Raw genomic sequence first — 23,430 nt, 5'->3', positions numbered from 1 at the left:
TATAGATTTGAACCAAACAAAATCTAACAAATCAATACCAATGAAAACACTCAAAAACATCAGTTTATTAGCCATCTTTTTATTTGCTGTAGGAGCAAGTAACATGAATGCTCAAAAATTAAAAGCATTTGGAAGTTCTATTGAAAAGAAAATAGGACCCGTAACAAAAAGAGTTCCTTACTTAGACGTAGTAAGCTATTTAGGTCACGCTGCTCCAGGTACAGAAAATGAAATTAAAGATGGAAAGAAATTTTACTACATCTATCTATGGGTTCCTGCTGTAGCACCAGAGCTAGGTTTGAGAATGATGTCTCCTGCTGGAAAGGTAAAAACTAAAAACCCAATTGTAGGTGCAGGTTATGAAGAGAACAAAGACTCAAAAGATTACTTTGACACTTACATTACTTTAGAAAGATCTAGCGTTTTTACAAAAGATGGAATTGCAGGTTCTGCAAATGCAACGTGGACTACTCTTGAGAGAAATGATGATAGTGGAGAAATGCCAAAGCAACCAAGCGGAAGCAGCTACAACTCTCTTTTACGTTATGAGAGCCAAGTAAGCAACCCTTTAAAAGCATTAACTAAAGGACTATACAGAATAGGATTTACTACTTACAAAACAGGTGAGGTAAATGGAACATTCTTAGCTCAAGTAGGTTCTCCTGTAAAATTACCTGGAGTTGTAATGTCAAACACCTTAGAAGGTTTACTAGAGCAAATGGACTAATTTAGTATTAATTACTATACTGTCTTTAATTAGCTTTTAAAAGCTAATTAAAAGTAAAAGCCCAAACACCTTACGATGTCTGGGCTTTCTTATGTTTACTGTTTTACATTCTATAAGTTACTCTCTCACATATGTAGATATTGCCATTGTATCATCAAAACCTCCCGAAGGAGCATTATTTAATAAATCTCTCGTGAGTGTTTCTTCAAATCTCAATGTATCCCTATCTGCAGATAATGTGCCTATAATTTCATCATCAATTGTCACCGTATTTCCAGTCTGAACATATGATGGAGGGTTTACGTAGTTTACTACCACTAAGCATATAAATTCGTTTAGATGACCATTACCATCATCATCTACACATGTAGTAATGGGATAAGGTGGTATCACCGTATTATCTAAACTAAAATTAATCTGTTGCGGACTCAAAACTGCTCCGTTTTCTTCCAATAAGTTAGTAGAAAAAATACCATCATTATTTAAATCTAATGGTACCGTAACGACATAAGATATCTGCTTATATAAACTGCCTTTGACGCTTTCCTTCTTCTTTGTCTCATCGTCAGAACAACTGGATAGACATAAAAATACAAGACAAAAAATAATAGTACGTTTCATATTTAATTTTACGATTTCAAATATAGAGCGTTCTACAGTTAGATTATTAAGTAAATAGAAAAAAATTAACATTTTGCTTAAATCTGTTAGTATACCTTATGACCGTCACAAAAAAAAAAGCCAGATATCCACTACTTGAATACCTGACTTTAGATTATTAATGATAGCTTAATATTATTGCTTCTGATAGGTTACCATAGCTACCTCTTGTTCTCTAGTAGTCGTTCCATCATTGTTATTTCTAGATTTATAAAATACTTCTTTAAATACTATCGTTTCAAAATCTGCAGAAACTTCACCTTCCATGCCATTATCAATAGTAACAGCATTTTTATTCTGTGTGTAAGTAGGAAGAGGATTGTAATCTGCGATTACCGCACAATAATTTACTACATCACCATCTTCAGTTGCATCAATACATACAATTAATGGATTAGGTGGATATACTTTGTTGTCTTCTCTAAAATATACACCTTGCCCTAACATGCTGCGATCTGACTCATCAAATAATTCAATGGAAGCAATTCCATCACCATTTATATCTATGGCGCTTTCAACTTTATAAGATACCGCAATATACGTTTCTCCCTTTACAGATAACTCATTTTGATTGTCGTCACTAGAACAACTCAATGTTAGAACTAATAATACTAATCCTATATACTTCATATTTAAGTGTTTTGATGTGACCAAAGTAATCATTATCACGCTTTCGCGAAAGCGTAAATAGAAATACCCCAAATTCTTATCAGTAAGAATTTGGAGTTTATTTTTTAATGCTAACCCAAAGTCACGTAAAAGAAGGCTTACGGTAAACCATTTAATAGCTAGTGAACAAAAACCTTAATTAGGTAGGTAAATTCTTCAATAAAATTATACTTTAGCGTTTCTAAACATCAATCATGAAAAAAATCAACCTACTAATCATTTGTTTGTTAGTCTTTCAACTAGCAAATTCACAAACTAATCTAATTACCAATGGAGACTTAGAAAATTGGTCTTCTACTTCGCTAGACAATTGGCAAAGTCAAGAGGGATCCATCTCTCAAGAACTTGCAGAATTCACTAGTGGCACAAGTAGCGCACTATTTGTGGATGGCGACACTACTCCCAGGCTTCTCGCATTGAACTTCCCTGTAGAGGCAGGAAAAACTTACACTTTGAGCTATGATTTTAAGGTAAAAACAGGATCTAGTAATTTTGGACAACAGGTTATCGGGACTAAGTACGGAGGAGCAGACTTTTCTCCATACACCTCAAGTAGCCGTATACCTCAAAATTTTGACTGGAATACTAGAGAAGTAGAAATAGAAGTTACAGAAACTGAGGACTGGCAGTTCGAAATAAGTCTCGGTAATTTTATTGATGAGCCATTTAAAGTATATATAGATAATATATCATTTACAGAGGTAATACCAGAGCCAGATCGAGATGCACTAATTGCAATATATAATGCATTAGATGGACCTAACTGGACAAATACATGGGATTTAGATGCTCCTTACACACAATGGTACGGAGTATCATATGATCAAACAACATATAAAGTAACAAGACTTGCCCTTTTCAACAATAATCTCTCTGGCGAAATCCCTGAAGAAATAGGACAACTTGACGCTATATCAGAACTCAACTTAGGTAGAAATTCGAATATTACAGGAGCTTTTCCACAGGCTATATTTGAACTACAAAATTTAATTGCCTTATCATTAAACAATACAGCAAATTTTAATGAACAATTACCTCTAGGCCTGTTTGAGATGCCCAATCTAGCATTTATAAGTTTAAAAGGCTGTGGTTTTACAGGGGAGTTACCTGAAACAATAACAAATGGATCTCAGTTAGCTCGTTTAGATTTGAGCTTCAATAATCTTACAGGGTCATTACCTCAAGATTATGGTAATTATACATCACTACAATATTTAGATTTAGAGAGAAATAACTTAGAGGGTGTGGTTCCTGACTTATCAAACTTAACCGCCCTCACTCAATTGAAACTGCGAAGTAATAATTTTACTGGTGTTTTTCCTCAATATATATTTCAATTTGAACAATTATTCAGACTCGATATGTCAAGCAATGATTTCGAAGCTTTTTCTTTACCAGACGACGCATTTTCAAACTTGCAAATTATTAGATCGCTGTGGCTAGGAGAAGTTTCATTACAAGGTTCTCTACCAAGTAGCATTGAAGATTTACCAAATTTAGAAATAGCTGTTTTTAGTGGGAATAACTTAAGTGGCGTGATTCCGCAAATTGCGAGTCCAAATTTCAATTTTCTAGCTCTAGGCGAAAATAATTATGTTTTTGATGATTTAATTCCTGGAGTAGATTATTACAATGAAACTACAACTCTAACCTACAGCAATCAAAAGAAATTAAATCAAGAAGAGGAGATCTCAATAATGAATGATCCCATAACCCTATCTGTAACGGGGGTGCCAAATATGAATAATACATTTCAATGGTTAAAAAACGGCTCCCCTATTGAGGACGCTACATCTCCTTCATTTACAATAGAAAATCCGAGCTCGTTAGATGCGGGGATTTATACATGTGAGGTTAGTAACTCAATAATTACTGACCTCATACTTACTCGTAATAACATAACACTTACTGGAGGTACTTTACCAGAACCAGACAGAGAAGCTCTCATCGCCCTATACAACGCCACAGATGGAGAAAACTGGAGTACTACTTGGGACTTGACTCAAGGATATGATACTTGGTTTGGAATCACTACAGATGATCAAAACAAAGTGACTCGCATAAACTTGCCTAATAATAATCTTGTAGGTACCATCCCTTCAGAATTAGCAGACCTAGATGCTCTAAGAGACTTGGTGATAAGTAATAATGAAATAAGTGGAGTAATCCCACAATCATTAACTGAGCTCGAGCTTATAAGCACACTAGATGTTGCTAACAATAAATTATCTGGTGATATCCCATTATTAAATCTGTCAAGACTTAGCTTTTTTGCACTTAATGACAATGAGTATGTTTTTGAAAACCTAGAACCTGCAATAGACTATTATCCATCTGGAGGACCTTTAATTTTCAATTATATAGGACAAGCAAACATAGATGACGAGCAGACTTTAGCAATCACAGAAGGAGAAGCTGTGACACTCTCTGTAACTGGAACTTCAAGCGCTACAAACACTTATGAGTGGTTTAAAAATGGGAACATCATTGATAGCGCAACAGAGGCAGATTTTACAATAGACAGCCTTGAAGTCGAAGATTCTGGAGCATATACCTGTGAAGTAAAAAACATTGAGGTACCTAACCTTACACTTACTAGAAATACTATTACCCTCGATATAACTTTAGGTGTAAATGATAATGACTTTTCTAATAGTATTTCTATTACATCAAATGCTAAAGAAAAGCAACTAAGCATTGAAACAAACACAAACTTACAAAGTGAAGTTAGCCTTACCGTTTATAATTTAGTTGGTCAAATGGTGGTTTCCACTTCATTTAATGAAGCTACAACCTTGCCTACCTCAACATGGAGTAGTGGAGTTTATATTGTTAAGCTACAATCTGAAAATGCTATTGTAACTAGAAAAGTACTCATCAAATAATCACGCTTTCGCGAAAGCGTAAATAGAGAAAACCCCATATTCTTATTACTAAGAAAATGGGGTTTTTATTTTAAATTAGATATTCAAAATTTCAATTTCTCAAAACTTAAATATCGAATAATATTAAAACTTTTGACTTATCGATAAGCTCTATAAATCACTACTATCTGATTAGTTCTATCAATTGTTTCTCCTGTTGGTCCACTGAGAAAACGATCTACATTAAGTGTAAATCCATCTGTATCAAAACTACCTAGAGAAGCCCTTATAAAGCCTTCTTGGCTAGTGCCGCTTGTCCCACCGCTTGCACCATTATCAGAAAGTGGTGATCCATTATTATTTATAAAATAAGCTGCTATACAATAATCTTCTGACGCATATGTCCCTATATTATTAATACTTGCTCCACTAAAGGCATTAGAAATCACTTGTTGATCTATCGCACCAGAACCGCCATTTATAGCATAACCCGTAGTCATTCCGCCAGCCATTCTAATATCGTTAGAATTATTTGCACCAGATCTAGCTGTACCTTCATCAAAACCTTGGACTCTATTTATTGCTGTAAACTCAACAGAGCTAGGTTCAAAGCCTATTCCCGTTACATCAATTGTTCCAGGGCCATCTATAAGAATTTTACCGAAACGCACTGGACTTTGATTAGCTTGGGCTACTTGATTCCACTGGCCGTCTTGCCAGTAATAAAATCCTTTTGAAGTTAATGTCCCAGCTCCTGTATTATATACCATCGTACCCTCTACAAGAGTAGGCCCATTAGGATTTATTACTGTTGTAACATCTGATATAGAACTTAAATCTACTCGAGGAATCAAAAGACCACTATTATTACTTGTTATATCTAGAGCAGCATAAGGTGATACTGTTCCAACTCCTACCTGAGAATAGCCGATTTTTGCAAAAAAACTGAAAAGTAAAAAAACTATAAAGGGATATTTCATGAATATATTTTACATGCTAATCTATACGTTTACAAGCTCATAAAAATTTTAATTAAGAAATTCTTAAACTTAAAAAAATCAAGAACTCGACGTAAAGCATTATCAAGCAGACAAAAGACAGCTACAACACAAAACGGTACGTCCACTTCACAAGAAACGTATTTCTAATTTGCTGTCCTAGTACTTGACTATCAAAAGCATTTGTAAGGCTTTCTCTTGATGATGCGCCTCCTTCTATTCCTTGTGACCACACTAAAAACACTTCTGATCCTGGGATGTATTCCCACCTTGCCACAAGATTAGAGCGAAACTGAACGAAGTTAAAATCAGGATTACCAAAGCTATAATCTGTAGTACCATCCACATCTTCATCTATTGCATAGCCTCCGTCTATCTCACTTATTTGGTTTTGATTAAATAATATTACTCGCTCATTGAGGTTTTCATTATCACTATCTGCTACAAAATTGAAATTAGAATAACTCCCTTTAGCTATAAATGGCTGCGCATAATACTGTATGGTAAAATTAGGATTGATATTATAATTAACGCGCAAAGTTGCGCTCAAGGTTTCTTGCTCAATCTCACCTGTTATATATCTCATCCCAAAAGTAGCAGGCGCATACGATTGCTGAGAAACGTATTGTGTTTTATTAGGGTTCATCTCATATTCTGTAGAAAGAGATAAACTCAACGCATCAAGTGGCTGGTAGTTGAGACGTAACTCGTACCTATTTAAAGAAAAGTTATCTTGCTTTGCTTGAGAATTTACATATACTGCAATAGCACTTAATTTCTTACGTTGATCTGTCCCTACAGCTGCAAAGTAAAAGTTCTCTTCATTAAATCTCCAGCGTGGTCCACCACGTAAGAAGGAGTTAATAAATATGCGAGGTTTATGAGCGCCTCCTACTTCTGTAAACCAGTTGTTTTTCCAGTTAATTTCTGCCCTACCTTCATACTGAATACGGTTGAAATTTCCATCAAAGTCATATTGCGTTGTTTGCTCTACGCCTACATTAGCTTGTCTATACCAAGAAGTTGAGTTATTCCAGAAGCGTCTCACGCTTGCAAACTGTACAATTCTATCTGCACGACGTAAGAAGCCTATATCATTAAGCTCTAATCCTGGAGATCTCCAGTTACCTCCTAGTTCATATCGCCACTTGCCGCTTCCTCTACCTATAGCAAGATTACCACCAGTACCAGAAAGACTTGTGGCGTCTGGATCTACTTCCAGATGCTCTGCATCTACTCGCTGGAATAAATGCGTGAGCGATGTCTGTGTATTTAAAATAGCTTGAGGATCTCCGTTTACACGGCTTATAATACCACGCCCTTCTATATAATACTTACGGTCTTTCCAGTTATGTCTAAAATCAATTCCTCCTGTATAAGCTTGCGTGTGGAGAAAATCTAGACTACGCTCCATGTCTCTATGAGTTGTGGTAAATATCCCACCCACAAAAGAGTTACGGTCATTAAAATCTTTTTGAACGCGACCTACAAAGTAATTTGTAAGTGGTTCTACAAGCTCCTTACGCTTCTCTCCTAGAAGTCCATCTAGATCGAGAGGCGATGTAACCTCTTCCCGATTATCTAGTTCAATCTCGGCAAATTCTTTTCCTGTCACGCTTTCTAGCACACCTATAGTCCAGCCATCTTTTGTTTTACCACTAAACTTTGCAGCTCCTAATATGGTAGTATTGGTTGGAAAATCTTCATACTCTCCTTTTGAAGTATCAAATGTGGTTCCTCCCTGTGGAGTGCGCCCTATACGTCTTGGGAAAAACACATTATCTGCTCCACCGCCTACTCTAAAGTCAAAGACGCTCTTATTTTCTACAAAGAAAGGACGACGCTCTTCAAAAAATATTTCAAACCCGTCTAATGCAATAGCGCCCGGATCTGCATCTACTTGTCCAAAATCTGGATTTACCGTAAGATCAAGAGTAAGATCATTTGTTATTCCAATCTTAGCATCAAGCCCTACATTTCCTCCAAAATCGTCACCATCTCTAAAAGGGTTACCTGCTTCTTCCTCAAATGTATCGTACTGACCTAATACAAATGGCTGTATTTCTAATTGCTTTTGTGGCTTAATTCCTTTAATTCCTCGCAGTTCTCCAAATTCGCTCACCCATCCTGGAGGATTGGCAGGAAGTGGCTGCCAGGTAGAACGCTCTTCATTTGCAAAGTAGCGCCTTGTAGATTGTATGCCCCAAGTTTGAATCCCTTCTGCACTAAAGCGTAGCTGACTCAAAGGTATACGCATTTCTGCTGTCCAGCCTTCCCTATCTTCTCCCGTGGCTAGATACCAGATCGGATTCCAGCTACTATCAAAGTTGCCATTGTTTGACACAAACTCATCGCCTTTTACTCCCGAGGCAGAAGCTGTAAAAGAAAATGCCGTACGGTCGTCATTATAACTATCTATATTAATCTCTACCCAATCACCTGGAAAATCATCTCGACGCCCTAGCCTCCTTTCTATTTTAGACTTATCACTTTCAAGACAATGGAAAGCCACGTATAAGTTTTTATCATCATAAGTGATTTTCATTTTAGTCTGCGTAGTAGGTGGTGTTCCCACATCTGGTTCAAATTGCAAGTAATCTGTAGACCACTCCACATTATTCCACGCCGCATCAGAGAGATCTCCATCTATATCAGGAGCCTCTCCTTTTACAGCATTTGTGTTGTAGACTTTCTTGGGGATGTTAAGCTCAGTAGCTTCAGTTTGGGCTACTACGCTAAGGGAACTTAGAAAAAGGAGCGCGATTACTGCTCGGAGTTGATTGATAGTAAGTAACATTGGTTTGGTTTTGATTGATTTACTAGAAAGACTTCAAACACCTCAGGTTGTGACAATAACTCTCTTCTTTTAAGATTTTATCAACACATTTTTTTTAAAGTTACGCTTTCGCGAAAGCGTGAAAACAAACATTAATAATGCTTATTTACACCTATATATTATGACTTATACAACACATAAAAAGAACAATACAAAATATAGTCAGACAGACGTTTGTGTGATAAATAAATTTATGTACTTTTGCAAACCCGTTTTTAGGCGGGAAATGGAATGTTTAATTAAAATTAATTAGTGTGGACGCATTAAGTTACAAAACAGTATCTGCAAACAAAGCTACCGTAAACAAGGAGTGGGTTTTGATAGATGCAGACGGACAAACGCTAGGTCGTATGTCTTCTATCGTAGCTAAGTTTTTACGCGGTAAGTACAAGCCTAGTTTTACACCTCACGTAGATTGTGGAGATAACGTTGTTATCATAAACGCTGCAAAGGTGCAATTATCAGGAAACAAGTGGACGGAAAAATCATATATCCGTCACACAGGTTATCCAGGTGGGCAACGTAGTCTTACAGCAAGAGAGCTTTACGATAAAGATCCTACACGTGTAGTAGAAGCTGCCGTGAAAGGGATGTTACCAAAAAACAAATTGGGGAGTGCTATCTTCCGTAACCTTAAAGTGTATGCAGGTGCAGAACACGATCAGGAAGCGCAGAAGCCTCGTGCCATTAACCTAAACGAAATTAAGTAAATGGAGACTTTACACAAAATCGGTCGTCGTAAGACCGCAGTAGCTCGTGTTTACCTTTCTGAAGGAAAAGGAAACATCACTATTAACAAAAAAGAACTGAACAACTACTTCCCTACAGGAACACTTCAGTACAAAGTAAACCAACCACTTGTTATGACTAACAATGAAGGTAACTTTGATATTAAGGTAAACGTTTACGGTGGTGGTATTACTGGTCAAGCTGAGGCTATCAGACTTGCTCTTTCTAGAGCAATGTGTGAACTAGACGCAGAAAATCGTCTTATCCTTAAGCCAGAAGGACTTCTTACTCGTGACCCAAGAATGGTGGAACGTAAGAAATTTGGTCAGAAGAAAGCACGTAAGAAATTCCAATTCTCTAAGCGTTAATATATCGCTATACTCGCAAAGGCTTTTGGCTTATTATGGGTATGAATTGAAACTGATTACTATCAAAATTTAAAAATTAATTGAAATGTTGTCGTTGCTTATTATGTTTTTGCGCGAGCAAAATCTTAGTAAGGTTAGTTTAGCATCTAAACTTCGTGAACTCGAAGTTGCTAATTTTAATGTCCAACGGAACGTAAACTATTACAAAAATGGCAAACAACATCGAAATAAAAGAATTGCTTGATGCAGGTGTACACTTTGGACACCTCACAAGAAGATGGGATCCTAACATGGCACCGTATATCTATATGGAGCGCAATGGGATACACATCATCAATCTTTACAAAACTGCAGCAAAGATAGAAGAGACTTGCGAGGCTCTTCAAAAGATTGCTGCTTCTGGTAGAAAAATACTTTTTGTAGCTACCAAAAAACAAGCTAAAGATATCGTAGCTGAAAAAGCTCGTAACGCAAACATGCCTTACATCACAGAAAGATGGCCTGGTGGAATGCTTACGAACTTTGTTACAATCCGTAAAGCGATTAAGAAAATGCAAACAATCGACCAGATGAAAAAAGATGGTCGATTTGATACACTTTCTAAGAAAGAAAAATTACAAACAGACCGTTTACGTGCAAAACTTGATAAGAACTTAGGTTCTATTGCAGATATGACACGTCTTCCAGGAGCACTGTTTGTAGTAGATATCAAGCGTGAGCATATCGCGATTAAAGAAGCTCAAAAATTAAACATTCCAATTTTTGCAATGGTGGATACTAACTCTGATCCAAGAGAAGTAGATTATCTTATCCCTGCAAATGATGATGCTTCTAAATCTATCGATAAAATCGTAGGTTTTGTTTCTGAAGCTGTTAGTGCTGGACTTGCAGATCGCAAAGCTGGTAAAGATGCAGCAAAAGAAGGTGATGATTCTCCAAAAGCTGAAAAGAAAGCTAAAAAAGCAGATGCTCCAAAGGCAGAAGCAAAAGCTCCAAAAGCTGAGGCTGCAAAAGCACCTGTAGCGGCTAGCGAAGAAGAAGAATAATAACTATTTGATAATACTTAAAAGTCGTCTACTTCTTTTCTTTGTTGAAAACGAATAGACGACTTTTTTCAATTTTAAAACCTTATATATCATGGCAAACATTACCGCCGCAGACGTAAAGAAATTAAGAGAAGCTACTGGAGCTGGAATGATGGACTGTAAAAAAGCCCTAGTTGAAGCAGAAGGTAACTTTGATGACGCAATCACTGTACTTCGTAAAAAAGGACAAAAAGTTGCAGAAAAAAGAGCAGATAGAGATTCTTCTGAAGGTGTAGTTATTGCAAAAATCAATGCAGATAACACACGCGGAGTTGTTGTATCACTTAACTGTGAGACTGACTTTGTAACAAAGAACGATTCTTTTATCGAGCTAGCTACAAAAATGGGAGATATCGCATTAAGCGTAAACTCTAAAGAAGAAATGCTTGCTGCAGATTTTGACGGAATGACGGTTACAGAAAAGCTTATCGAGCAAACTGGTGTCATAGGTGAGAAAATCGAAATAGGAGGTTATGAGACATTAGAAGCTCCTTTTGTAGGTTCTTATGTACACGGTAACAAAATAGGTGCCCTAGTAGGTCTTAGCGCTGCTACAGATAATGCTGAGGAGGTTGCAAAGAGTGTATCTATGCAAGTTGCATCTATGGGAGCAAACACGCTTTCTTACAAAGATTTTGACGCTGCATTTGTAGCATCAGAAACTGATGCACGTATTGCTGCTATCGAAAAAGACAATATTGAACTAGGTCGTCTTGGGAAGACACTTAAGAACGTACCTCAATACATCTCTATGTCACAACTTACTGAAGAAGTAATGGCACAGGCAGAAGCAGATATTAAAGAGCAATTAAAAGCAGAAGGAAAGCCAGAAAAAATCTGGGATAACATTGTACCTGGTAAAGTAGCTCGTTTTGTTGCAGACAACACGACTCTTGATCACGAGCAAGCGTTACTTGACCAACGTTTTATTATGGATGAAAGCCAGAACGTAGCAGAGTTTGTTGCTTCAAAAGGTGATGCATCTGTAGTAGCTTTTAAAAGAGTTTCTCTAGCATAATGCTATACAAACTTTATTGATATTTAAAACGCCTCCATCTGGAGGCGTTTTTTTTTGTTTTAGCGAAAGCGTACTTTAAGAGAGCCCAAAATTATTACTCAAATCTAGCTCGTAATAGAAAAAGAAGACTCAAAACAGTAAACGGCAGTATAAAGTAGATATAGCTAAGTGCATAATAAGTATCGTCAATATTGTAATAAAACAAGGCTTGCCAATTTATGACCAATATAATCCAAATTGGGATGTTTCTAAATAGCCAAATCTTTAGATATTTTTTCATTACTATTTATCGCGTGTTAAAAGTTTCTGCAAAAAATGCATTGTAATAAGTAAAATCCCCTAGATAAATATTTTCAGTATTAATACTTGGAAGTACTTTGTTAACTAATACTTCAGGAAATTCCATTAGTCTCAAATCTTGAGTTAGGAAGACTTTAATCTTTTGCAATAGACTAGAATAATCAGTAATTTCTAATTCTTTTCTCCTGAAGGGCAAACCATCCCATTTAGAGAAATTATTTTTCTTCCTCTTCAATTCAAGAACGTGTATATGAAAATAGGGTATAATATCACTTATATTAACGCAAATTGAATGACTATAATTATTTTCATAATTATCATTTATAATTTGAATATTTTGACAATAGCCAACCATTGCAGGTTCTGTAAAATTTTGAACGGTATTAAAATCCGGATATTCTACTAATAGTGTTTCCATCTTTTTTAAACATAATTCACCACATATTTCAGGATTAAGTATTCTAGGTTGTTCAAAATCCTCCCTTACGGTTTGCCACTTTTGAAAATTACGTGTAAAAAAGCCGTTATTTGAGTCTATAAAAACTTTATTTATTAATTCGTCAAAATATTGAAAACTCTGTTTATCAAAATTATTCGCACCCATCCATACATCCATTTTTATACTCGTTAACATTAATATTATATAGATTACCTCTTCCCACACTACCACCATCACTTCTCTCTCTAAACACTCTTTTGAGTCTATCCTCAAACCAACGATTTACATCATATTCTAAAAACTCATACTGTTCCTGAAAGCACCCTATCAGTTGCACACAACGCCCTCTTTAAACCCTATGCTTTGAAATGGGAACATGACCATCCTCATCATTAAATTGCACCACAAATTAATAAACACCCATAAAATGAATACAAATTAAATAGCCTAACAATACAAAATGTTCCTAAAGTTTAGAAGTTATACAGCTAATCAAGATTATTAAATTAAAAAATCATTCTTTCTTTAAAAACCCAAGAGTTCTCATCGTATTTTAAAATCATAATAGCACTCTGAGAAGTATTGTTAGTACCTATAGAATAGAGAATAATTGCATAATCCTTGCTGACTGTAAAAAATGGCTTGGAGAGATATATAAAAGGATTTTTTAATTCTCTAGGATCCCCTTTTTTCTTTTGAGGGTACAATTCAAAATTGCTATAACAGATAAATTTTTTATTGATTTTTAAATTATCACAGTTAAGTGCATTTAAGCCCTGGAGCTGCCTGCTAATTGTACTTTTAGATTTGCTTAGTTCAACACTACTTGTTTGAGACAATAAAATTGTTTGTTGCAAATAATAAGGCTTGTCCACATCAAGCATTTCTATTAATTCATCAACTCTAGTATCAACATTTAAAACAAAGTTTACTTTTTCAACTTTATAAACGTTTTCTAAATGAGAAGCCGCAACTTTTAGCATTTCAACTTTTTCATCATTATCTAAAATATCACTTTCGTAAGCTTTACAACTCAAAAGAATTAATATTAAAAATAAAAGTATAAGTAGTCGCATAACTCTGTAGTATTAATATTATTTCTTCTCACTTCATAGTTATGAGTATTTCCCCTATTGTGATTAATAGTAAAGGAGGCTTCGTTATATTCTGAAGCTATTGAACTTGGACTCGCTAACTAAAACAGTTTCACCATGAATTTCATCTTGTAAACTAGCTCAAATACTATTAATTCCTGCTAAATATTATATTATTGATATTTGAATTATATCTACGAATAATTTTAATTTGAAAATCGTATAAGTTCCAAATTACAAGCAATGGATTCTGATCAAGAGTACCATGTACAAGATTAAAAGTACTCTTCGTAAGTTTTTGAGAGAAATCATGACTTAAATTTTCATTAAGCACAGTTTTCGTCTTATTGATAATATCTTCATTTGGTTTGATCAAAATACTATCAGGATTACCATACTCTTCGATTAATTTCTCGTAATATATTTCTTCAAAAACACAATTAAATCTAATAGAAATAGAATTGACTAAATTATTCTCATCCGTAAAAAGGGCAACAGAGCTATATTTTTTACCTAACAGATCTCCACAGATAATATTAGTATTGATATAAAAGCTTTTGGTTATGTCTAAACCCAGATTACAGTTTAAAAGCTTACTTAATTCACTAATACTTGAATTCAATAAATTTTCTATCTTAATTTGATTTATCATTTAAAAAATTTTACGACTAATTAATGGGTATCATGAAATTAAAATAAACTGCTTAATCACAATATTTCAGACTCCCTGATTAAAGAGTTTCATTTAAAAAAAAATCAATCACATCACAAACCTAATACAAGTTTATAGTCTATAAAAAAGGAAATCCGTAAAATGAGCATATTTTCTTTAAAAAATCCGCTTTCGCGAAAGCGTGAAAAACCATTGCCACACACTTTTAAATCATTCTGTTTAAATAGTATATTTGCATAACTACACAGACTATGAAATATAAAAGAATATTACTTAAACTTTCTGGTGAAGCCTTAATGGGAGATCGCCAGTACGGAATAGATCCTAACCGTCTTGCAGAATATGCAGAAGACATTAAAGCAGTAACAGAAAAAGGTATTGAAGTTGCTATTGTTATAGGTGGCGGAAATATATTTAGAGGTGTAGCGGGAGCTAGCAAGGGAATGGATCGCGTACAAAGTGATCACATGGGAATGCTTGCCACTGTAATAAACGGTCTTGCACTCCAAGACGCGCTAGAACAAGCCAACGTAAAAACGAGATTGCAAACAGCTATTAAAATTAATGAAGTAGCTGAGCCTTTTATACGCCGTAAAGCGATGGCACATCTCAATAAAGGACGTGTGGTTATTTTTGGCGGAGGAACAGGTAATCCTTACTTTACTACAGACTCTGCAGCGGTATTGAGAGCAATTGAGATAGAGGCAGATGTAATTTTAAAAGGAACGAGAGTAGATGGTATCTACAACTCGGATCCTGAGAAAAACACAGATGCTATTAAGTATGATCATATCTCTTTTGACGATGTGTTACGCAAAGGATTAAAAGTGATGGACACTACGGCTTTTACATTAAGTCAAGAAAATGAGTTACCTATTATTGTTTTTGATATGAATACTCGTGGCAACTTGATGAAAGTGGTCTCTGGTGACGCTATAGGTACTACCGTAAACTAATACCAAGAGAATTGGCTCAATTTTTGTAAACTTGCTATCATAATTAAATTACCATGAACGAAGATTTAAAATTTATAATAGATACTGCCAAAGAAGCAATGGACGATGCCATTGTACACTTAGCAAAACGATTACTTACTATACGTGCTGGAAAAGCAAGCCCGGCAATGCTACAAGGTTTAATGGTTAACTATTACGGAAGCCCTACTCCTTTAAGCCAAGTGGCAAATGTAAATACTCCAGATGGTCGTACTATTACTGTACAACCATGGGAAAAAAGCCTTATGCAAGAGATTGAAAAAGCTATTATAAATGCAAACCTAGGCTTTAACCCAATGAATAACGGGGAAAACATTATCATTAATGTGCCGCCACTTACAGAGGAAAGACGTAAAGATCTTGTAAAACAAGCGCGTGCAGAGGCAGAAGACTCAAAAGTAGGTGTGCGTAATGATCGCAAAAATGCAAATAATGATATCAAAAAAGTAGATGACGCATCTGATGATGAAAAGGCAAATGCAGAAGTAGATATCCAGAAGCTTACTGATATTCATATCAAGAAAATAGAAGACGTTCTTAGCAAGAAAGAAGCTGAGATTATGACTGTATAATAGTACAGAAGTTAAACAATTATAAAAAAGCGACCACATGGTCGCTTTTTTGATACATTTACCTTTCAACCTACTCTATGCGTCAGTTTATAATTGTCTATCTCTTATGCTTAAGTTTTACTGCGATAGCTCAGAATGAGCCAGACGTGCAGCGCATTATCAATCAAGCAATTGAAAATAAAGTTAAGAACGACCCGAGAGAGGTACTCGCTTCTTACACGTATGACGTTTACGAGAAAACGGTAATTACAGACAGCCTTAATGGAAGTACGCATAACTTCTTTTCTGAAAAAGTAAGCCAACTTCAATTTACAGAGCATCACCAGTTTTCGGAGAATATTATTGGATATCAGCTTGCTGGTTTTAAGAATCCGCGATACGAGGTGTTTGCTGTAAACGTGCAATCACGGTCATTTTATGATGATGACTTTGTAATTTTTAATAATCGATATGCGGGAATTCTCTCAACAAGAGGAATGCGCAATTATAACTACAGTATAACTTCTGGTGGTATAAATGGCGATTACCAAGTAAGTTTTAGCCCTAAAAAACCTAAGAAAATTCCTGGGCTTACTGGGAAAATGACCTTAGATAAAAACACACTCGCTATAAAAGGTGTGCAAGTGCGTATCACAGATAAACTTAACATTATTCTTAATCAAGAGTATACCTATATAGCAGACGCAAATATATACTTACCGCAACAGCGAGAATTATTTCTTGATAAAGGAAGTGAAGATCGCAAGCTTTCTTTTTTTAAAGGACGAATTTCTATAGGTACTATTGAAAACGAAGTGCTGGAAGATATGGTCACTCGTAAGTTTCTTGTAGCTACTACGAGAATGAGCAATCACAATGTGAATAAGGAAGTTACCATTCCAGATTCTAAGTATGCGATTACCTTTAAGGAAGGCGCTAGCGAGCAACCAGAATCGTTCTGGCAAAACTATCGCACGACACCATTATCTAGCAAAGATGAACGCAGTTTCTCAGAACTAGAGCGCATAGTAAATGCCGAAAACATAGAACGTAGATTAGGGACTACTAATAATTTTAGTATTGGTTATTTTAGTTTTGATGCCTTTGATTTTGACCTTACATACCCTGTAAAGTTCAATAATTATGAGGGACTGCGACTTGGACTTGGTGGCGTGACGAATGAGTCTTTCTCTAAGCGTTTCCGCATAGAAGGCTATGCTGCTTATGGGTTCAAGGACCAAGATATCAAGTATGGTATAGGTGCTGGTTACCTTCTCGATCCAGACAAGGGAGCATGGATTTCTGGAACCTACAACAGCGACCTAGAGGAAGTAGGTAATTATGCATACTTAACAGATCGCCGTGTGTATTCACTCTTTGAGCCACGCCTTGTAAACATTACACAGTTTTACAAACACCGCACTACTCGTTTAAATCTTGAGTACAGACTTACACCACAATTACTTTCTGAGTTACAAATTGCTCATAGAAGACTAGATCAAACTACCCCTTATCGCTATAATAACAATGGCAACATCATACGTAATTATGATATCTCTGAAGCCACAGCCTCTTTCCGATGGAGTCCTTCTAATAAATATTTAAAAACGGAGAATGATATTGTCCCTGTTTATGAGGGCTACCCTATAATCTCTGGTCAGGTATCTCAAGCTATTGATGGCCTAGGAGGTGATCTTGCTTTTACAAAACTCGCAGCCAAGGTTTTTTATAGAGTAGATAATCTCAACAAATCTGCTACGGAGTTTCTGGTAGAAGGAAATGTTGGTTTTGGAGATTTACCTATTACACATTTGTTTCACGCATTTCCTAATGCGCCTACTAAGGAGACGATACTTCAGCGCTTTTCGGTGGCTGGGGTTAATAGTTTTGAGACTATGTTTTTTGGTGAATTCTTTTCAGACAAACTACTTACTGCTCAGGTAAAACATAGACTGGCGCCATTTAATATCTCTAAGAGTTTTAAACCAGAATTGGTTTTTATAAGCCGTTTTGCCATAGGAGATATAAGCAACCCAGAAGATCACCTCGATATTGGCGAGTTTGGTTCGCTTAGTAAAGGATATACAGAAACTGGATTTGAACTTAACAAGCTGCTTTTTGGTTTTGGAACGAGTCTCACCTACCGTTACGGAGCTTACCATTTATCTAACTGGGGAGATAACATTGCGTTTAAGTTTACATTCAATCTCAAACTGTAGTAAACTCATTTAACTTACTGAACTTAGGTTAATTTATTACGCTTTCGCGAAAGCGCAACCCCTACCACCTACAAGCCTTTTTTAATTTGCCCTCATATCTGCATCCAAAAGAATATCTTTGCGGTGCTAAAACAAGTCAATGGCAAAATTTCTGAGTAAAGGTTTTTGGGAGTCTGTAGCGAGTTTAATACTACGCAATCGTCCTTTGATTCTCATTCTTATCGTGGGTTTCACCATTTTCTTAGGTTTCCAATGGCGCAATATGCGCTTTACCTATACAGAGGCAAACTTACTTCCTGATGACCATGAAGTTAATCTCGAGTACCAGAATTTTAAAGATAAATTTGGAGAAGAAGGAAACCTCATCGTGTTAGGAATACAAGATGAACGTCTCTTTACTCCTGAGGTGCTCACTGCTTGGAATGACTTATCTGCAAAGATTGCAAAGGCAGATGCTGTTGCATTATCCCTTTCTCTTAAAGACCTCAAGATATTAGATAAACAAGAAAACCCGCAGCGGTTTGACCTTGTTCCCTTCATGACAGATAGCACGCTCACTGCCGAAAGTGCTGCTAGTTATAGAAAATTACTCTTTGACGATTTACCATTTTATGAAAATCTGATTTACAATAAAGAGACAGGTACTGTGCGCTCTGCCGTGTATCTTAAGAAAGATTTGATCAACACTCCTGCGCGTTTAGACTTTGTAGTAAATGATCTTATGCCCGCTATCGCGACTTTTGAAAAGGACTACGATATCGATGTGCGCACTAGTGGAATGCCGTACATACGAACGCTCAATGCTCAAAATATTATTGATGAGATAGGCATATTTGTAGGTGCAGCATTGCTAGTTACTTCTTTTATATTCTTCTTTTTCTTTAGATCATACAGAGCCACCTTTATCTCCATGATTACGGTAATCATAGGTGTTATGTGGGCTTTTGGGTTTTTAGGATTACTGGGATATGAGATTACAGTACTTACGGCTATTATCCCTCCGCTTATTATTGTGATTGGGATTCCTAACTGTATTTTCTTGATTAATAAATACCAGCAAGAATATAAAAATCACGGTAACCAAGTAAAGTCGTTACAGCGTGTTATTACCAAAGTAGGTAATGCGACCTTGATGACTAACATTACCACGGCATCTGGATTTGCTACTTTTATTCTTACTGAGAGTTCGCTACTAAGCGAGTTTGGTGTTGTCGCGAGTATTAATATCATCGCTATATTTTTACTTAGCTTACTTATCATCCCTATCATTTACAGTTACATGTCGCCTCCTAAGGAGAAGCACCTTAAACACCTAGGTAAAACTTGGATAGAAGGGTTTGTGAACTGGATGGAGCGCATGGTACGTACTAGACGTACTGCGATTTATGGATCAAGTGTATTACTACTTGCACTGAGTATTGTAGGAATCTATCAAATACGTATTTCTGGTTCACTCATAGAAGACATGCCTAAAAAAGCCGACTTCTATAAAGACATAAAGTTTTTTGAGGAAGAATTTGATGGGATCATGCCATTAGAAATTCTGATTGACACCAAGAAGAAACAAGGAGTCATGAAGCTTGCCACGCTTAAACGCATGGAAGAGCTAAGCGCTACCATAGAGGAGCAACCAGAACTCTCTGCTCCTATATCGATTGTAAACCTTGTGAAGTATGCAAAACAGGCCTACTTTAATGGAAATCCTAAATACTACCAACTACCTACAAGTAACGAGCGCAATTTTATACTGCCGTATGCAAAGAGTTTTGACAATGATCAAAATCTCATGGGAGCCTACGTAGATAGCACAGGTCAGTATGCCAGAATTACTACCTTCATGAAAGACGTAGGTACTGATAAAATGGAGCGCGCTGAAGAAAATATCCAATTAAAAATAGACAAGCTTTTTCCAGACGATAGATATGAGGTTACCATGACAGGTACTGCACTCGTTTTTCAGAAAGGAACAGATTATCTTGTAATGAACCTTGTTATAAGTTTATCACTTGCCATCTTACTCATCGCGCTATTTATGGCGTGGATGTTTAAGTCGCTACGTATGATTATAGTGTCTCTCATTCCTAACTTATTACCGCTACTTGTTACGGCAGGTATGATGGGCTTTATAGGCATCCCTATCAAGCCATCTACAATACTTGTATTTAGTATTGCCTTTGGGATCTCTGTAGATGATACGATTCACTTTCTGGCAAAATACCGTCAAGAACTAAAAGCTAACAAATGGAAGATTAAAAAATCTGTTTACGGTTCGCTACGTGAGACAGGTGTAAGTATGTTTTACACATCAATTGTGCTCTTCTTTGGCTTCTCTGTATTCATGATTAGTAGTTTTGGAGGAACTGTAGCACTAGGTGGCCTTGTAAGCGCAACCTTACTATTCGCTATGCTAGCCAACCTTTTACTATTACCGTCACTGTTGTTATCTCTAGAAAAAGAGATTGCAAACAAGGACACCTTTAAAGAACCTGCGCTACAAATTGTAGAACGTGAGGGTGATGAGGAAACTCCTGATTAAGAGCTTGAGTAACTAGGCACTCCCTTTGTATCTTTATACAAAAAGGTATGACAGATCAGTATTTTAAGGAAGCACAAGAAGAGTTACAACTTGGCGTCAACAAAAAGGGACACCCGTTTAGGTACACCACTATGGGCACCGTAGATGCTTCTGGAGTTCCCGCACTAAGAACTGTAGTACTAAGACAAGTTACAGAGGATTTTAAACTGAGAATTTATACTGACAGTAGATCAAATAAAATAGCTCAGTTACTCCAAAATGATGTTACTAGCTTGCTCTTCTACCATCCTAAAAAATTGCTGCAGATTAAAGTTACAGGAAACGCTTCCATCATTACAGATCCTGTAGAGCTGCAACGCTACTACAGCGGCGTGCAACCTTCATCAAAAAAAGATTACACCACTGCTGATGCTCCTGGCGCAGAGATTTCAAATCCAGATGCGGTAGACTACCTTGAGAGCACACACTATTTTACTATTATTGAGATTGCACCTACACATTTAGAGTTCCTTCAGCTTAAGAGGCCTAACCATATAAGAGTAGCATTTAATCAGGAAGATGGTGCATGGAATGGGCAGTTTTTGAACCCGTAGAGATACGCTTTCGCGAAAGCGTGAAAACATTTTTTATACCTCATGTTGAGCACTGCTGTGAATCTCAATAAAGAGTAATGCACCTTAGCGTATATTTCAGTCTATTTACCCCTTACCCTACCACAAAAATCTTTTATATTTGCCCTCTATCTAGAGAATTCATTTAAATAAGATACAATGACACATACGCCTATTATAGCGCTACTCGAAAGTGACAAAATTCATCAAGAATTTACGGTAAAAGGATGGGTAAGATCCTTCCGCGGAAACCAGTTTATCGCACTTAATGATGGTTCTACTATTAATAACCTTCAGTGTGTAGTCGATTTTGAAAATACAGACGAAGCACTTTTAAAGCGTATCACGACAGGTGCTGCCGTTGCCATAAAAGGAACCTTAGAAGAAAGTCAAGGTGGAGGGCAACGCATAGAGATCAAAGTAAAAGATATTCAGATTGAGGGAGATGCAGATCCTCAAGAATTAAAAAACACAATACTCTCTCCTAAGCGTCACTCACTAGAAAAATTACGTGAGCAGGCACACTTAAGAGTTCGCACCAATACCTTTGGCGCTGTAATGCGTTTACGCTCAAAGTTATCGTTTGCCATACATGAGTATTTTAATAAAAATGGCTACTTCCATGCACATACGCCTATCATTACCGGTAGTGATGCAGAGGGAGCTGGTGAGATGTTTCGCGTAAGCGCACTTGACCCAGAAAATCCGCCACGCACAGAAGATGGAAAGATTGATTACAGCAAAGACTTCTTTGGCAAAGAGACGAATCTTACGGTTTCTGGACAGCTAGAAGGAGAAACTTATGCGTTAGGACTTGGAAAGATTTATACCTTTGGACCAACCTTTAGAGCAGAAAATAGTAACACTTCTCGCCACCTTGCAGAGTTCTGGATGGTAGAACCAGAGATGGCTTTTTGTGATCTAGATGGAAACATGGATCTTGCCGAAGATTTTATCAAATACGTAATTAACTACGCACTAGAAAACTGTCAAGATGATCTTGAGTTTCTAGAAAATAGATTAATTCAAGAAGACAAGAGCAAGCCAGAAGCAGATCGTGCGCCTATGCCACTGCGTGAAAAACTAAGCTTTATAGTAGACAATAACTTTAAGCGTGTAAGCTACACGGAGGCGATTGACATCTTACGTAATAGTAAGCCTAACAAGAAGAAAAAGTTCAAATACCCAATTAATGAATGGGGAGCAGATTTACAGTCTGAGCATGAGCGTTACCTTGTAGAAAAGCACTTTAACTGCCCAGTAATCTTATTTGATTACCCAGCAAACATCAAGGCATTTTACATGCGTCTTAACGAAGATGGTAAGACCGTACGCGCGATGGATGTACTTTTTCCTGGAATTGGTGAGATGGTAGGAGGATCACAGCGTGAGGAGCGTCTAGATGTTCTTAAAGAAAAAATGGCTGCATTAGATATCTCTGAGGAAGAGCTTTCTTGGTATCTAGATACTCGCAAGTTTGGAACATGTACACATAGTGGTTTTGGTCTTGGTTTTGAGCGCCTTGTGCTATTTGTAACGGGAATGACAAACATACGTGACGTAATACCTTACCCACGTTTTCCTGGTCACGCGGAGTTTTAATCCTCCCTAGCCCTCCAAAGGAGGGAACTCATGCGCTAATATTAAATACTTTTTTTCGCTTTCGCGAAAATTTGAATATATTAACTATTATAAATCCAATGTACTTAGGTATGTTGGATTTTTTATTGGAACATCCTCAATTATGTATGCTTACTCGAGTGTGCTTACTCTTGTGGAACATCCTCCCTAGCTTTGATTTCTAATAGGGCTGTGCTTACTCTTGCCTGCTTACTCTTGTGAAACATCCTCCCTAGCCCTCCTTCGAAGGAGGGGACTTGAGTAAAGCTTAAATTTTAACTTTCGTCATCTTGACGTTAGGAGAGATCTTATGGTCTAACATGGGAAGTTGTTTTGTTGGAGTTCTTACTCTTGCGTGTTTACTCGTATGTGATTTCTCCACAGGGTCGAAATGACTAGGGTTTCGATTTCAGCCTCTGGTTCGACTTCAAGTTCAGC

The 23,430-nt window shown here is 36.6% G+C and carries 19 protein-coding genes; 12 read left to right on the top strand and 7 right to left on the bottom strand.

Annotated elements, in window-relative coordinates; genetic code table 11:
* Nucleotides 1-40 precede the first annotated feature (40 nt).
* Nucleotides 41-727: a LipL32 family surface lipoprotein gene (locus DCS32_RS08645; RefSeq protein WP_108877909.1), complete on the top strand. Its 687-nt coding sequence runs from the start codon at nucleotides 41-43 to the stop codon at nucleotides 725-727.
* A gap of 117 nt (nucleotides 728-844) precedes the next feature.
* On the opposite strand, the gene DCS32_RS08640 is transcribed toward DCS32_RS08645, so the two are convergent.
* Nucleotides 845-1,348, bottom strand: coding sequence for a hypothetical protein (locus DCS32_RS08640; protein WP_162533621.1), 504 nt, complete (start codon nucleotides 1,346-1,348; stop codon nucleotides 845-847).
* A gap of 174 nt (nucleotides 1,349-1,522) precedes the next feature.
* Entirely contained in the window at nucleotides 1,523-2,017 is a 495-nt protein-coding gene (locus DCS32_RS08635) for a hypothetical protein (RefSeq protein ID WP_108877907.1), read from the bottom strand.
* Between the two features lie 233 nt (nucleotides 2,018-2,250).
* On the opposite strand from DCS32_RS08635, the gene DCS32_RS08630 reads away from it, so the two are divergent.
* Nucleotides 2,251-4,941, top strand: a complete 2,691-nt coding sequence (locus DCS32_RS08630) for an immunoglobulin domain-containing protein (protein ID WP_108877906.1) — start codon at nucleotides 2,251-2,253, stop codon at nucleotides 4,939-4,941.
* 137 nt (nucleotides 4,942-5,078) lie between these two features.
* Here the strand turns inward: DCS32_RS08630 and DCS32_RS08625 are convergent, their stop codons facing one another.
* Both DCS32_RS08625 and DCS32_RS08620 read right to left on the bottom strand, forming a co-directional pair.
* Entirely contained in the window at nucleotides 5,079-5,900 is an 822-nt protein-coding gene (locus DCS32_RS08625) for a hypothetical protein (protein ID WP_108877905.1), read from the bottom strand.
* Nucleotides 5,901-6,021: 121 nt separating this feature from the next.
* Complete coding sequence (locus tag DCS32_RS08620; protein WP_108877904.1) at nucleotides 6,022-8,715, bottom strand: DUF5916 domain-containing protein; 2,694 nt, start codon at nucleotides 8,713-8,715, stop codon at nucleotides 6,022-6,024.
* Nucleotides 8,716-9,008: 293 nt separating this feature from the next.
* On the opposite strand from DCS32_RS08620, the gene rplM reads away from it, so the two are divergent.
* From rplM to tsf, 4 genes are all read left to right on the top strand, one after another.
* On the top strand, nucleotides 9,009-9,464 hold the full coding sequence (gene rplM / locus DCS32_RS08615; RefSeq protein WP_013750176.1) for a 50S ribosomal protein L13: 456 nt from the start codon (nucleotides 9,009-9,011) through the stop codon (nucleotides 9,462-9,464).
* Nucleotides 9,465-9,851, top strand: coding sequence for a 30S ribosomal protein S9 (rpsI, locus tag DCS32_RS08610; protein ID WP_108877903.1), 387 nt, complete (start codon nucleotides 9,465-9,467; stop codon nucleotides 9,849-9,851). It abuts the gene before it with no gap.
* A gap of 209 nt (nucleotides 9,852-10,060) precedes the next feature.
* Nucleotides 10,061-10,897 carry a 30S ribosomal protein S2 gene (gene rpsB / locus DCS32_RS08605; protein WP_108877902.1) on the top strand — a complete coding sequence of 279 codons (837 nt, stop codon included), beginning with the start codon at nucleotides 10,061-10,063 and terminating at the stop codon, nucleotides 10,895-10,897.
* 91 nt (nucleotides 10,898-10,988) lie between these two features.
* Nucleotides 10,989-11,954, top strand: coding sequence for a translation elongation factor Ts (tsf, locus tag DCS32_RS08600; protein ID WP_108877901.1), 966 nt, complete (start codon nucleotides 10,989-10,991; stop codon nucleotides 11,952-11,954).
* A gap of 286 nt (nucleotides 11,955-12,240) precedes the next feature.
* Here tsf and DCS32_RS08595 read toward each other — a convergent pair whose 3' ends face one another.
* The 3 genes from DCS32_RS08595 to DCS32_RS08585 form a co-directional block, all read right to left on the bottom strand.
* Entirely contained in the window at nucleotides 12,241-12,966 is a 726-nt protein-coding gene (locus tag DCS32_RS08595; protein ID WP_162533620.1) for a hypothetical protein, read from the bottom strand.
* A gap of 233 nt (nucleotides 12,967-13,199) precedes the next feature.
* Nucleotides 13,200-13,769, bottom strand: a complete 570-nt coding sequence (locus DCS32_RS08590) for a hypothetical protein (RefSeq protein ID WP_108877899.1) — start codon at nucleotides 13,767-13,769, stop codon at nucleotides 13,200-13,202.
* A gap of 169 nt (nucleotides 13,770-13,938) precedes the next feature.
* Nucleotides 13,939-14,439, bottom strand: a complete 501-nt coding sequence (locus DCS32_RS08585) for a hypothetical protein (RefSeq protein ID WP_108877898.1) — start codon at nucleotides 14,437-14,439, stop codon at nucleotides 13,939-13,941.
* Nucleotides 14,440-14,711: 272 nt separating this feature from the next.
* On the opposite strand from DCS32_RS08585, the gene pyrH reads away from it, so the two are divergent.
* The 6 genes from pyrH (at nucleotide 14,712) to asnS (ending at nucleotide 22,974) form a co-directional block, all read left to right on the top strand.
* Nucleotides 14,712-15,416: a UMP kinase gene (pyrH, locus tag DCS32_RS08580; protein ID WP_108877897.1), complete on the top strand. Its 705-nt coding sequence runs from the start codon at nucleotides 14,712-14,714 to the stop codon at nucleotides 15,414-15,416.
* 53 nt (nucleotides 15,417-15,469) lie between these two features.
* Nucleotides 15,470-16,027 carry a ribosome recycling factor gene (gene frr / locus DCS32_RS08575; RefSeq protein ID WP_013750185.1) on the top strand — a complete coding sequence of 186 codons (558 nt, stop codon included), beginning with the start codon at nucleotides 15,470-15,472 and terminating at the stop codon, nucleotides 16,025-16,027.
* Between the two features lie 77 nt (nucleotides 16,028-16,104).
* Complete coding sequence (locus DCS32_RS08570; protein ID WP_108877896.1) at nucleotides 16,105-18,225, top strand: DUF5686 family protein; 2,121 nt, start codon at nucleotides 16,105-16,107, stop codon at nucleotides 18,223-18,225.
* Between the two features lie 139 nt (nucleotides 18,226-18,364).
* Entirely contained in the window at nucleotides 18,365-20,761 is a 2,397-nt protein-coding gene (locus tag DCS32_RS08565; RefSeq protein ID WP_108877895.1) for an efflux RND transporter permease subunit, read from the top strand.
* Between the two features lie 47 nt (nucleotides 20,762-20,808).
* The gene (locus DCS32_RS08560) at nucleotides 20,809-21,354 is read left to right on the top strand and encodes a pyridoxamine 5'-phosphate oxidase family protein (RefSeq protein WP_108877894.1); all 546 of its coding nucleotides are present in this window, start codon (nucleotides 20,809-20,811) and stop codon (nucleotides 21,352-21,354) included.
* A gap of 177 nt (nucleotides 21,355-21,531) precedes the next feature.
* On the top strand, nucleotides 21,532-22,974 hold the full coding sequence (asnS, locus tag DCS32_RS08555) for an asparagine--tRNA ligase (protein ID WP_108877893.1): 1,443 nt from the start codon (nucleotides 21,532-21,534) through the stop codon (nucleotides 22,972-22,974).
* The last annotated feature ends 456 nt before the right edge of the window (nucleotides 22,975-23,430 follow it).

This window comes from Dokdonia sp. Dokd-P16, assembly GCF_003095655.1.
GTDB lineage: Bacteria > Bacteroidota > Bacteroidia > Flavobacteriales > Flavobacteriaceae > Dokdonia.
The sequence above is the reverse complement of the archived record's forward strand: the minus strand, read 5'-3'. Positions and strand labels throughout refer to the sequence as shown.